Below are 13611 nucleotides of genomic sequence, written 5' to 3' on the forward strand. Positions count from 1 at the left end.
CATAATTTTTGAAAATTTTCTCCATCAGAAAAGAGACCAAGTGGTCTCTTTAAAACTTATTCTTCTTTTTTTCTACTACGGAATGACAATCCAGCTGCGCCTAAAGCGCTGATAACTCCTGCAACTGTGAGAAGAGCATTAGAAGCTTGACCCGTATGCGGCAAGACTGACGCACCACTCTTACCTTCCTTGTTTTTAAGCTGAGCTAGCTGGGTGACCTTAGCTGATGAAGACTGCTCTTGTACTGATTTGGCCCCATCAACTGCTGGCAAAATACCGCTAGTTACTTGGTAAGCAGGTAAAGCATCAGCTACAGCCGCGTCAGCAGCATTGACACCGCCGGTAAATTCCGGAAGAGCCGCCATCTGAGGAGCGCTGTCTGGATGTGCACTCCTGACTGATGGCTGAACGCCAGCATCATAGGCGTTGTTTTCTGTTATAGTTGGATCAGAATCATTGACGCCTCCTGTAAATTCAGGCCGTGTTACTGTTGCCGCTTCTGAATCACTAACATTGCCACTGAATTCTGCTTGTGCAGACGCCTGCGGAGCTGTATCAGGATGAGTTCCAACCCCATGGCTAGAGAAATCATACTCTGACTCTGTCGCTGTTATCGTCTCTGAATCATTGACGCCTCCACTAAATTCAGGCCGTGTTACTGTTGCCGCTTCTGAATCACTAACATTGCCACTGAATTCTGCTTGTGCAGACGCCTGTGGAGCTGTATCAGGATGAGTTCCAACCCCATGGTTAGAGAAATCATACTCTGACTCTGTTACTGTTGTCGGCTCAGAATCGCTGACGCCTCCACTAAATTCAGGCCTAGCTTCCTGTGGTGAATCACTTGGAATAGAAGAAGCTGTCTTAGCTTTAGCAGCATTCTTGACAATCGCTTCTAGATTTTCAAGAGCTTTTGTCTGCTCAGCAGCAATCTGTTCCTGCAGCTTCTCTGCTTTTTCAGCACTGTCTACACTATCATCTAGCTGCGCAATCGCATCTGTCACCGTCTTTAATACTGCTCGAATCTTTTCTTTAGCTTGCTTTTTATCGAGTTCTGAAAGTGTTTGATGATGTTCAATTGCTTCAATCTGTTTGTCGACTTCTTCTTCAAGCTCATCTAAAACCAAGTCTTTGCCAACTGGATGAATCGTGTTCAAGCTAGCAATGCCAGCTTCCTCAATTCTCTCTAGTTCCTCTTCGGTATCAGCCTTTTCAAGCGCCGTTTTCGCATCTGCTAGAGTTGCTTCCGCTTCAGCTTTAGCCGTAGCCCGTTCTGCATCTGACAGATTCGGGTTGCTCCGTAAGTCTGCTAGCTTATCAGACAGAGCAAGATCTAGTTTCAGCCCAGTCGTAACTTTTAGCAAACCTTGCTTCTCTGCCGCTACCTGTTCTTGAATTTTTTCGGCATCATCAGGACTTTCAACCCAGGCATTATAAGCTGCAATTGCTTTTTGAGCTATGGCTGCTGCATCTTCAATTTTCTTTTTCGCTGCAGCTTTTTCCTCAGCAGAAAGACTTTGACTCTTCTCAACAGCCTCGATAGTAGCTGTTTTTTCTTCCTGAATTTCTTTTAAGAACTGCTCTTTGCCAATAGGGTGAATCTTGGCTAAGTGGGCTATGGCTGTTTCTTTTGCCCGGTCATAGACTTCCTGAGAATCTGCTCCTTCAATAGCCTTCTTGGCTGTTTCTACCACCTGCTCTATCTCACCTCTAACTGCTTTCTTTTCTGCTTCTGAAAGATTGGGATTTGCTTCCAAGTCAGCTAACTTGGAAGCCAGAGTGAAATCTACGGTTGAACTTGCTATAAATTTGAAAAACTTATCTTCCTCGGTTACTGCCTGCTCTTGAATCACTTCCGCCTGCTCTGCTGTTGCTGCATTAACATCTAATTTCTGAATTGCATCTTCTGCTTCTGCTGCCTTCTTCCTTACAGACTCTTGGAAGCTTTTCTTTTGCTCCTCAAGCAGTAAATCGCTACTATCTACAAGTTTATCAAACTCTGCTTTTCCATTTTGGATTTCATCTAGAAGTAAATCTTTGCCGACTGGATTGATAGAGTTGATGTCTGCCAATCCATCTTCCTTAGCTTGATCAATCCTTTCTTTATCCTCAGCTGCAGCAATTTCATTCTGAGCCTTCGCAGCTGTTTGATTGACTTCCTCCTTAGCTGCTGCAAGCTCCTCATCTGACAAATTTGGATTATTCCCAAGATCTGTCACTTTCTCAGCCAGAAACGTGCCTACTTCCGTATTAGCAGCCTCCCTGACCGTTGTCAAATCCTGATTTACTGGCGATGCAGCGACCGGAATCTCTACTGCATTTGCCACAGGCTGCTCCTCATCTGCCGCCACCATACCGTGACCCAAAAACAGAGCACAAATAAGGACTGAACCAACACCTAAAACTGACTTCCGAATAGAATATCGCAAAACTTTTTCTGTTCTTTTCATTTTATTCTCCTCTGAACATATTTTATGATCCCGATCAGTAACCCTTAATAAAAAGTCCAGTCAAACCTCCCATAAATCTTTCAGATTAGGTAATCTTTAAACTACACTTTCTATTTGACTTCTGATAAGATTTTTTATTATTTTATCATATTAACTTGTTAAAACAAAAGGATTATCGGCTTGATTTATGTACATTTTTGTGAAATCGTCCAGTTTTCAAACAGACATGATGTCCAGAAATTAAACTAAAAATTTTCCCATTTAACAATGTGTAAACTTTTTTAGTAAAAATTCTGGGCTATTTTCTAGCTTATTTCAGACAGAAAAAGTAAAATGGTATAGGAGGGATAAAATTATGGCTCTTAATACACGAGATAGGATTTTGGATGCATTTTTTGAATTAGCAGATAAACAGCCAGACAGGTCGCGTTTTACCTTTACAGAAATCGCTAAAGAAGCCGGCTTGTCCAGACAGGCTATTTACAAACGACACTTTAATAACACTACTGAAATTATCGAATACATTCGCCAAGATATGGTAAAGCAAGCCTTTGCCCCCAACTGGAATAGCAACAAAGCTGAAGCGGACTTAGATCCTTTCACTTTTTTGGCTCAAACGATTCTTCCCGCTATTTATGAGCAACGCCAACGCATTAAAATATTATATACTAGTTCTGTCGATCCCTTGTGGAGCGATTTTATTACTGCCAGTTACAAGGACTGGATCGAGCAGAATTTAAATCTTGACCACCAAAAATTAGGTATTCCTGAAGACCTGGCCAATCAACTGCTGGCCGGCTGGATTAGTTCTCTTATTGAGAATTGGATCACTCAGGATGACCCCGTTCCTTGCAAGCAGTTCTCTAAGACATTTCTCAACCTTGTATCTTCACCCCTAACCAGCTTTGCTGCCTATGATAGTCCAGCTGGTCCTTCAAATAAAATTGTTATCGCATAACCAACTAGAAGAAAAACAGAGAAATGACAGAACCGGTCCTTGTAAGGGAAGACTGGTTTTTTAATATTTTTATATTAAATTTTAAAAATAATTGGACATTTCCTCTATAAAGTGTTATCATTTTAGTTGACAAGCGGTAAACTTTTTTGTTGGGATTTGCGCTATTTTTAGACAAACCAGCAAGAACTTAATAAAAAAGAAAGAAGGTACTTATGCCCCAAGATACTCGAGACAAAGTCGTCAATGCCTTAATTGAGCTGGCAGAGCAAAATCCTGAAAAGTCTTATTTTACTTTTTCAGAGATTGCAAAACAAGCTGGTCTATCGCGCCAGGCTATCTATAAAAAGCATTTTAGTAATGTTGAAGACATTATCCAATACATCCGCCAGACAATTATGACTCCGTTTTTGCCCCTGTATGAAAGCTACGAAGAAGGAAATGGAGAAAACCCATTCTGCTTCTTTGCCCAACATATGATTCCTACCCTTTATGAACATAGGAAATGGATGAGGGTGCTCTATACTACAGCTATCGATCCTTTCTGGAGTGACTATCTATCTACCTTCTTCACTCAGTGGGTCGTGCAAAATTTAGAAATTGACTCTAAAAAATTGGGAATTCCAAAAGAAATGGCTACGGAAATTGTTGTTAGATGGATTAACTCCCTCATTGAAATTTGGATTATCAAAGAAGAACCTATGCCTGCAGAGGATTTCGCCAAGCTCTTCCTGAATGTGATTTCAACCCCTATGGATCAGTTTATAACACCTCACAGTGAATCCTAATTCAACTCAAAATTATGAAGCCAGCCTAAATTAGGTGGGCTTTTTTTGTCTGTAAAATTTCTTACTCTCCCAAAGAAAAGAGAGCAGATAGTCTTCTGCTCTCGTCAACATATAAGCTATAAAATTAAGCACCAAGCTTCGTTTAATCTACTCGATAATAGAAGCTACCTTGTTCGTCAAAGCTATTCAGGCCAACTCCTGTCCAGATTCTGTCTTGACCAACATCTGAATTATCTGTAAAGTTTTCCTTGTCTGCGACCTTAACTCCCTTGGGAAGAAACTCAATCAGAAAACCTCCGCTTTCTCCGCCGTAGACACCGCCAGCAGCAGTACCATAGTCTGTCAGAGAAGCTCCGTACAATTCATAAACACTTGAAACCAAGCCCTTGTCATCAAAAACAAGCTGGTTGCCAGAAGCATCCTGCCAGGTTCCTTTAACGCTAGCATAATTACCATTTGCAAGTGCTGAAATGTCCATCGCTTCCTTCTTTTCCTTGTTTTTTTCTGTGCTCGCACTCTCTGAGCTAGCGCTGCTAGCCACTGAAGATGCTGCTGCAGTTGATTGACTGGATGCCTGCTCCACAGAACTTGTTACCGAGCCCGTACTGCTAGTAGGCGTCTCTGATTGATTCGTAGCACTGCCCCTTGAGCAAGCTGTCATAGCTAATAAAGCAGCTCCTGCTAGTAAAAAAGGTAAAGCTTTTTTCTTCATTTTTCTCCTCTTTCTCACGGTAAGATAAATCATGTGATTAGTAACATTATAGATTATTTTATCGCTTTTTACAAGAAGAATCCTAGCAGCTGGTCAGGCGCACAGCTACTGACCTTATTTACTCAGCTTCTGCCACATCCAGAACCCTGTAGATTGTTTTTGCCAGAGTCGCTTCATAATCAGATGCACCATAAGGCTTATCAGTCGTGACTTGGGCTGTCTGCTTTTCTAAGTCCACAACCACATCTGACACTCCCTCCATAGATAGGAAGTGCTGGGTGACGTGTTTGACACAATTTTGACAAGATAAATTTTCTAACCGAATTGTTTGTTTCATAGATTCATTCCTCCGTATATTTAGTTCATTTTAAAGCGTCCTAGACGCAGAGCATTGACGACAACCGACACTGAGCTCAAGCTCATGGCTAGACCAGCCAGCATAGGATTGAGCAAGGGACCGCCGAAAAGATGCAATAGCCCCATAGCAATCGGAATACCTAGTGTATTGTAGGCAAAAGCCCAGAAGAGATTTTCCTTGATATTACGGATGGTCGCTTGGCTGAGCTTGATAGCCTTGACTACATCCTGCAAATCACTATGCATGAGCACTACATCTGCTGACTCAATAGCCACATCGGCGCCAGAGCCGATGGCAATTCCAACATCGGCCTGGACCAGAGCCGGCGCATCATTGATACCGTCTCCTACCATAGCCAGTTTTTTCCCAGCTTCCTGTAAGTTCTTGATAGCAGCGGCCTTCCCATCTGGCAATACACCTGCAATGACTTTTTGGATTCCAGCTTTCTGGGCAATAGCTGTCGCTGTTTCTTCACGATCTCCTGTCAGCATGATGACTTCTAGTCCCATAGACTGGAGCTCCTGCACCGCCTTCAGGCTGCTGGACTTCATCTCATCTGCTACCGCTAAAATACCAGCTAGCTGTCCATCTACTGCGACAAACATGGCTGTCTTCCCTTCTTGGGAAAGCTCCAACAACTGTTCTTGAAAGACACTGCTGTCAATGTTCTTGTCTTTCATCAATGACTCATTTCCCACCAGAAGCTGTCTGCCCTCAACCTGAGCGGATAAGCCTCGTCCAACCATAGCCTCAAAATGACTGACAGGCAGTAAGTCAAGCCCCTCCTCTTCAGCTGCTTCTAAGATAGCCTGAGCCAAAGGATGCTCAGAATGCTGCTCAGCACTGGCTATTAGCTGCAATAAGTCAGAGCGATTAAAATCACTCAAAGGTAACAAATCCGTCAGACTGGGCTTACCAACCGTAATCGTCCCAGTCTTATCAAGAACAATAGTATCCAGCTGATAAGCTGCTTCCAAAGCTTGCCCAGACTTAATCAGAATCCCATTTTCAGCTCCTTTACCAGTCCCGACCATGATGGCTGTCGGAGTAACTAACCCCAGCGCACAAGGGCAGGCAATGACCAGAACTGCGATAAAGATTGACAGAGAAAAGCTAAGACTCTCACCAGCCAGAAAATACCAGCCAAGCGCGGACAAAGTAGCCAAGCTCAGCACGATTGGGACAAAATAGAGCGAAATCTTATCGGCCAAAGCCGCTATCGGAGCCTTAGACCCCTGCGCTTCCTCCACTAATCTAACAATCTGAGCTAAGGTCGTATCCGAACCCACCCTAGTTGCTTGGTAATCAATACTACCATTTTGATTGATTGTTGCACTAGTAATGGTATCGCCGACCTTCTTTTCAATCGGGACACTTTCTCCAGTCATCATGGACTCATCCACAAAGGTCTGCCCCTCCGTCACAAGGCCATCTACCGGCATACGCTCTCCTGGTTTGATACGGATAATGTCTCCAACTCGGATATCCTCTGTATCAATGGTCACAGTCTCTCCATAGCGAATCACTGTCGCCTGACTAGGCACTAGCTCAAGCAGAGACTGAATCGCTTGAGACGTTTTCCCCTTGGCTGAACTTTCCAGATATTTTCCCAGAAGAACCAAGGCAATAATCACTGCAACAGACTCAAAATAGAGCTGATGAACAAAGGGATGATGACCTAGAAAAACCTGACTGACCGAGTAGAGGCTGTAGAAAAATGCTGCGCTGGTCCCCACCGCAATCAAACTATCCATATTGGGATGTTGCTTGATAAGATTGCGAAATCCTCTCTGATAAAAACCGCGACCGATCCACACAGCAGGCAGAGTCAAAAGTAGTTGTGACAGAACGAAGACCAAAGGGTGCGCCATATGGTCCAAGAAGCTAGGCAGAGGAAGACCGACCATACTTCCCATAGAGATATAAAGTAAAGGCAGAGCCGTAATCAAAAGAATCAGCAACTCTTGTTTCTTTTTTTGCAATTTCTGAGCTTTAATCTCAGCTTCTTCGCTTACATCAGACGGTCGGTCTTTTCCTTTTTCTTCTGCCTGATAACCAGCCTCAGCTACAGCATCCAGCACTTGCTTGCTATCAAATCCCGCCTTAGGAAGCAAACTGAGACGTTCTGTCGCCAGATTGACACTGACATCCTCGACCGTTTCCAAGTCCTTGACCGCCATCTCCACCGTCATAGCACAGGCAGCGCAGGTCATACCAGAGAGTTTGTATTCTTTCTTCTCGCTCATCAATGCGCCTCCTTTCCGTGCCCGCAACGACACTGTCCTTGTGGGCAGTCGCATTTAATTTCGAGCGGAGCCGAGGCCCTTTTCTTATCAATGACCTGACTGAGCCGCTCCAAGTCCCCTTGACTGAACTGACTTCTCTCAATCATCGAAATCAAAAGATCTCCGTGTTTAGTATTACAGATATTGTCAAAAAGCGCCTGCCATGTACTTTCCAGATGGTCCGCTTCTAAAATCCGAGCATCGTAGTAAAACTTGCCCTCGATTTTTTCCATAGCGATAAATTCTTTGGTTTTCAGACGATTCAAAAGGGTCTTGATGGTTGCCGGTTTCCAGGAAAAATCGGCTTCCAACCGCGCTATAATTTCTGTACTGCGACTGTGTGGATAGGCCCACAACACACGCATCACTTGCCATTCTGCTTGGCTAATATTTTGCTGTTCCATTGTTTAACACTCCCTTATCATTTACATTTGTAATCTAACTCTTTATTAGTTTACATTTGTAATCGTAATTTGTCAAGTGTTTTTATCGTCATTTCCTGATATACAAAAAAAGAAGGCGGGATAATCCCGTCTTCTCAACTTTTTCTATATTAGTGCGCCAGCATCTCTTGGGCAATTTCTTGACCGGTTAATTTACTTGGATAGTAGGTTGGCCAGTTTTCCAGCTCGTCAAAGAGTGCTTCCTGGCTTTCGCCACCATAGAAGATATGGAAGTGAGCCGCCTTGGTCGGTGCAATGTTGTGGTCGCTAAACTGAACATACTTGTACTCCCCAGCATCCTCGTCTGTCGCTTCAAACATGAAGCGAACTCCACGATTTCCCTTAGAGTAAGTCAAAGTGTGCTTGCCAACGTATTTATACGTATATTTCTTGGATTTTCCATCTACCACAAATTCCATAGTCTTGTCTGTGATATTGATATTGGATACATCCGTCTTGTAGCCCTTGTCATAGTAGTCCTTGTATTCAGCTGCCGTCATTTTTCCAGTCAGCTTAGCCTTGTAATCAAAGACTTGGTCCAATGTCCCATCTTTCAGATAAGGATAAACAGACTGCCACTCGCCAGCATAGTCAGACAAAGTACGATCCTTGACGGCACTGTCTTCAAAGTAGCCGTTTTGGACTGTCTTATCGTCTTCTTCTTTCTCGGCTGCAATCTCCGCTCCCTCTTGGTCAGTTGTCTTCTTGAGAGCCTTTAGATTGGCCTGCATGATAGAAACATAGTCAGCTCCATCCTTGGTCTGCTCCTCGGTCAAGCTTTCCAGCGGATTCAAGACATCAAGTTCTACCCCTGTTTCCTTAGCTAATGTAGAAGCCAGAGCTTGAGAAGCATTCTCTTCAAAGTAGATATACTTGATTTTATTTTTCTTGATATACTCGGTCAATTCAGCCAAGCGTGAAGCGGATGGCTCACTGTCTGGTGAAAGTCCAGAAATTGGCACCTGCTTCAAACCATAGTCCAATGCCAGATAGTTAAAGGCTGCGTGCTGAGTGACAAAGCTCTTTTGCTTGGCGTTGGCCAACCCATCTTCATATTCCTTGTCCAAGGCTTCCAGCTTCTTGATATAAGCCGCTGCATTTTTCTCAAAAGCCGCTTTCTTGTCAGGATAAGACTTGCTCAAGCTATCACGGATGTTCTCCACCATTTTAATAGCTCGCTTCGGTGACAGCCAGACATGGGGATCATAGGCATGATGATGTCCCTCTTCACCATGGTCATGGCCTTCTTCCTCTTCACCACCAGGCAGCAAGAGCATATTTCCAGTCGCCTTGATAACTGTTTCTTCCTTATTTTTCAAAGTTTTTAACAGATCAGGAACCCAAGTCTCCATGTTTTCATTTTCATAGACAAAGGCATCTGCATCCTGAATCGTCGCAACTGCCTTAGCTGAAGGCTCATAATCATGCGGCTCTGTACCTGCCCCGATTAGAAGTTCAACATTGGCCTCATCTCCAGCCACCTGCTTGGTAAACTCATAAACAGGATAAAAAGTCGTGACAATATTGAGCTTGCCATCTGCATTTTTTTGATTGGAACAAGCTACTAAGAAAATACTCAGTAAACCTGCTAATAGTAAGCTAATTTTTTTCATTTTCTGCTCCTATTTCATAAATTTTTTGACCAGATTGACCAGCAAGAACAAGCTGACGAAAATAATCGTAATGCTGGCACTAGCTGGCGTCTCTGCATAGTAAGAAATATAAAGTCCGGCAATCATACCAAAGAAGCCGATGGCATTTGCCAGCAAAATAACCGACTTGAAATTTTTCCCAATCCGCAGAGCTATACTGGCCGGCAAGACCATAATGGTCGAAACCAGCAAGGCTCCCGCAGCTGGAATCATGAGAGCAATCGCAACACCCGTCACGATATTAAAGAGAATGGACATGGTACGCACAGGCAGCCCATCCACAAAGGCCGTATCCTCATCAAAGGTCAAGATGTACATGGGGCGAATAAAGAGGAAGGTCAAGACAAGCACCACAGCAGCAATAACAAAGAGAGAAATCACCTGCTCCATACTGATAGTCACAATGGAGCCAAACAGATACTGATCCAGACTCATCGAGCTAGAACTCTTACCCTTACTCATAACAATCAAGGAAATAGCTAAGCCAGTTGACATGAGAATGGCCGTTCCGATTTCCATGAAATTCTTATAGATAGTCCGCAGATACTCCAAAAAGACTGCTGCAACAATGACGACAAGCACCGTTGTGAGAGTGGGAGATAGTCCAAGAACCAATCCAAAAGCTACACCTGCCAGCGAAACGTGACTGAGCGTATCACTCATAAGGCTCTGCCGACGTAAAATCAGGAATGTCCCCAGAATCGGTGAGAAGAGGCTCATGGCAATAACTGCCAAGAAGGCTCGCTGCATAAAATCATAGGAAAATAGATTAAGCATGGCTCACCTCCTGTCGGCCGTCACTTTCATGAACATTGAAACAGCGCCAAGGTGAGTCCTGATTACGGACCAGGTGAATGTTGCGGTCAGCATATTTACGAACTTCTTCCGGATCGTGTGTAATCATCAAGACAGCCTTCCCATGCTGATGAGCACTATGGTGCATGAGCTTGTAAAATTCATCCTTGCTGCCTGCATCCATCCCTGTTGTCGGCTCATCTAGGACAAAAATATCCGGATCCGAAGCAAACATCCGAGCAATTACAGCCCTCTGCTTTTGCCCTCCAGAGAGAGAACCAATTCGCTTATCCCGATGTTCCCACATACCTACAGATTTAAGACTTACCTTTATATGCTCTTCATCATGCTCATTCAAGCGACGAAACCAGCCTTTACGCGGATAACGTCCCGACTTGACAAACTCATATACCGTACTAGGAAAACCAGCATTAAAACTGGCAATCTGCTGAGGTAGATACGCAATCCGCAGTTTCTTGCCTCGCACATTGGTCTTGGAAATCTTCACTTCCCCATGCTTGGGCTGCAAAATACCCAAACTAGCCTTGATAAGCGTCGTCTTAGCAGCTCCATTTTCCCCCGTCAAAGTTACAAACTCACCACTGTCTAGAAAATAATGAATATGCTCTAGCACAGGCTCCTTGTCATAGTAAAAGGAAAGATTATCAACTGTGATATATCTCATTTGCCGATCTCTCCCACTAAGGCTTCCAAAAACTTCGCAATTGTCGCCTGTTCACTAGCAGAAAACTGCTCAGCCAATTTTTGATAAGTCTCCAAAGTATGCGCGTGATGATGCTGGTGTTCCTTTGCAATCGGCTGCGCTAAGTCAGTCAAACGGTAAAAGGTAACCCGTGCATCTCTTTTATCTTTAAAGGCTTGCAGCATCTCTTGCCGAGCCAAAGATTTCACAGCCTTGGTCACCGCAGCTTGACTCACATTCAGTTTTTTTGCCAAATCAGAATTTGTCAAGGATTCCTCAGACAAAAGCATCAAAATATGCTCTTGCGTATTGGTTAAAGGCACATCACTCGTGCAAGAACCAATCAGAATCTCATGCTGATTTTCTGCTTTCAAAATAACTTCATTTAAAAATTGATCGATCTTCTGCGCTAAATGAGTCATTTCCTCCTCCTTCTCTTAACCAGTTAAAGCTTTACTGGTTAATTATACCACAAAAAAGAAAAGAGTCAAGAATTTTCAGTAAAAGTAAGATGCTTTTCACAAAAAATATTTAATCATACAATTAGATTCTTAAGCCCTAAATAAAACTCAATCAGAGAATGAAAAGCAACAAACCGAGCTGACTCATATTAGCATTCTAGATTCTATAAACAATTTGATGGTGAGTCCATTACATTAGTTGAGTGTGGATTTACAAGTAAAATCATGATTCAATCTTCCGCATTAGCTTGCAAGTAAATACTACAGAAAAGACAAAAAAACGAAGCTAAAATGCTTCGCTAAACTTAAGCTATACCGGCGGCCGGGGTCGAACCGGCACGTCCTTGCGGACACTGGATTTTGAGTCCAGCGCTTACTTTTTTGAATCTTATAACTTTGATTTAATAGGGTTTTAGGACTTTTGAATCTCGCAAAATAGGCTCATTTCACAAATTTCTGTAACTTGTTGGTAACGCTATTATAAAGTTACAAATGATATAACACTTACTCTAAGCATATTATCTCTTAAATAGAGCACCATAGTAATCAATTAAACTATTTAAATTCTTACGTTTTTTCAATTGACTGATATACTTCTCTAATATCGTTTGAGTATAGTTTTTATCTGTTTTCAAAAAATTACTAATACTAGTAACATTTTCATTTTTCAATTCGGACTCATACAACTCTGTCAAATGGTCAACTAACTCAAAAATTAATTCTTCGATCTTTTCATCAATGTCATCATCCTTATAGTTTGAAATAAAATAACCATATTCAAAATAGTCTAAACTATCTTCTATTTTTTGCGAATCAAGTTTCAAATCATTGTTAACTATTCTGTATATAAATCCCATCAAAGCAAAAATAGCAAGTTTAGAGTTGTTTAGAACATTCAATTGATTTGGGCTTAAAGTAGAATAAGCCTCCTTATTCTTAAATTTTTGAATTGCGTGATCCACTCTCTTATTTAATTGAATAAGATCAACTAAAAAATCTACTTGATTTGGATTCTTTCCATATTTTTGGCGGAAGATTTGTTTATAATGAGTATTATTTGAAAATAGTGATTTTTTATTGGATCTAGCCGTTCCAGGCTTTTGAAAAACAAAAGAATATATTAGCTGAGCTAACTCCTCGTTTTTGATCTTACTCTCTCCATATTTTCTTGGGGCCAACACTCCTCTTTTAATTTCTAAAAAGTATCCTCTTTCTGCTAACAGTCTCTGTAGCAATAACATTTCAGGTGAGTTAGATTTCAAATCTCGAGGTTGTATTGGTTTTTGGGAATTGGTAGCTTCTGCAATTTCATTGAAAAAATTCATAGAATCTGATCTACCAAGTTCTTCAGCACTTTTAACAATTTTTGCCATTACATAAAAATCTTCAGTTACTGATTTTAGGTGTTTAGCTATCAATGTGGTAGTTTGTCCACCATTTACGATTGAAAAATCATAAATTTTTACAGTATTCCCGTCTAGCCTATAATCCTTACAAGCTATTGTGAGACCGTTGTTTCTAAACCAAAAATCGTCTTTATCATGATTTATTGTATTAATTATTCCATCATCGACACTTTTTGATTTAATATATCTCCTAATATTCAAGTTGAACAAACCTTTGCTCTCATATTTGTCGTATGCTTTCTTTAAACTATTTGCACTGATATTTAAAACACTACCTTCAAAATTATTAGAACGATACTCTAGAACATTTTTAGATTGATCTATATCAAATTTAAATTCCTCAACAACATTAAGTTCGGTCTGTAAATCTTCAATAATTTTTTCGAGTTCATTTTCACCATAAAACAGTAGCTCTGAATATTGAGAATTATGTTCAACTCTTGATTCAACTTTAGATACATTAAATAAAGATAAGGATGCAAATACTACTTCTATATTTCCTTCGTTCTCGTCATTTAAACGATCAATAACATTAAGGTATCTTTCTTTTAAAATTTTACTATAGTTGGATGTATTGTTATTTTTAAAGTTTCTTATAGTGGA

General features: G+C 41.6%; 12 protein-coding genes (1 of these 12 only partly in view). 2 read left to right on the forward strand and 10 right to left on the reverse strand.

Annotation, left to right across the window (positions count from 1 at the left end; genetic code table 11):
• Positions 1–56: 56 nt before the first annotated feature.
• The gene (locus tag DQM55_RS10850) at positions 57–2450 is read right to left on the reverse strand and encodes an SIALI-17 repeat-containing surface protein (RefSeq protein ID WP_111676759.1); all 2394 of its coding nucleotides are present in this window, start codon (positions 2448–2450) and stop codon (positions 57–59) included.
• Positions 2451–2805: 355 nt separating this feature from the next.
• On the opposite strand from DQM55_RS10850, the gene DQM55_RS10855 reads away from it, so the two are divergent.
• Positions 2806–3408, forward strand: a complete 603-nt coding sequence (locus tag DQM55_RS10855) for a TetR/AcrR family transcriptional regulator (protein ID WP_002898690.1) — start codon at positions 2806–2808, stop codon at positions 3406–3408.
• Positions 3409–3620: 212 nt separating this feature from the next.
• On the forward strand, positions 3621–4193 hold the full coding sequence (locus tag DQM55_RS10860; RefSeq protein ID WP_023916683.1) for a TetR/AcrR family transcriptional regulator: 573 nt from the start codon (positions 3621–3623) through the stop codon (positions 4191–4193).
• A gap of 142 nt (positions 4194–4335) precedes the next feature.
• On the opposite strand, the gene DQM55_RS11765 is transcribed toward DQM55_RS10860, so the two are convergent.
• The 9 genes from DQM55_RS11765 to DQM55_RS10910 form a co-directional block, all read right to left on the reverse strand.
• Complete coding sequence (locus DQM55_RS11765; protein WP_172454773.1) at positions 4336–4938, reverse strand: DUF6287 domain-containing protein; 603 nt, start codon at positions 4936–4938, stop codon at positions 4336–4338.
• Between the two features lie 85 nt (positions 4939–5023).
• The gene (locus DQM55_RS10875) at positions 5024–5242 is read right to left on the reverse strand and encodes a heavy-metal-associated domain-containing protein (protein WP_111676763.1); all 219 of its coding nucleotides are present in this window, start codon (positions 5240–5242) and stop codon (positions 5024–5026) included.
• A 20-nt stretch (positions 5243–5262) separates the two neighbouring features.
• Positions 5263–7509 (reverse strand): heavy metal translocating P-type ATPase, encoded by a 2247-nt coding sequence (locus DQM55_RS10880; RefSeq protein WP_111676765.1) that lies wholly within the window; start codon positions 7507–7509, stop codon positions 5263–5265.
• Positions 7509–7952, reverse strand: a complete 444-nt coding sequence (locus DQM55_RS10885) for a CopY/TcrY family copper transport repressor (protein WP_111676767.1) — start codon at positions 7950–7952, stop codon at positions 7509–7511. The genes DQM55_RS10880 and DQM55_RS10885 overlap by 1 nt, the downstream gene beginning before the upstream one ends.
• A gap of 149 nt (positions 7953–8101) precedes the next feature.
• Positions 8102–9604: a zinc ABC transporter substrate-binding protein AdcA gene (locus DQM55_RS10890; protein ID WP_002923004.1), complete on the reverse strand. Its 1503-nt coding sequence runs from the start codon at positions 9602–9604 to the stop codon at positions 8102–8104.
• Positions 9605–9613: 9 nt separating this feature from the next.
• Entirely contained in the window at positions 9614–10420 is an 807-nt protein-coding gene (locus DQM55_RS10895) for a metal ABC transporter permease (RefSeq protein ID WP_004193783.1), read from the reverse strand.
• Positions 10413–11123, reverse strand: a complete 711-nt coding sequence (locus DQM55_RS10900) for a metal ABC transporter ATP-binding protein (RefSeq protein WP_111676769.1) — start codon at positions 11121–11123, stop codon at positions 10413–10415. The genes DQM55_RS10895 and DQM55_RS10900 overlap by 8 nt, the downstream gene beginning before the upstream one ends.
• A complete protein-coding gene (locus DQM55_RS10905) occupies positions 11120–11563 on the reverse strand; it encodes a zinc-dependent MarR family transcriptional regulator (RefSeq protein WP_111676771.1) in 444 nt (147 codons plus the stop codon). The genes DQM55_RS10900 and DQM55_RS10905 overlap by 4 nt, the downstream gene beginning before the upstream one ends.
• 557 nt (positions 11564–12120) lie before the next feature.
• On the reverse strand, positions 12121–13611 hold the 3' portion of the coding sequence (locus tag DQM55_RS10910) for an AIPR family protein (protein WP_145980191.1). Its footprint extends 303 nt past the window's final position; the window shows 1491 of its 1794 coding nt (coding positions 304–1794); its start codon lies off the right edge, out of view — the gene reads right to left on this strand; its stop codon occupies positions 12121–12123.

This window comes from Streptococcus sanguinis (genome assembly GCF_900475275.1).
Classification (GTDB): domain Bacteria; phylum Bacillota; class Bacilli; order Lactobacillales; family Streptococcaceae; genus Streptococcus; species Streptococcus sanguinis_N.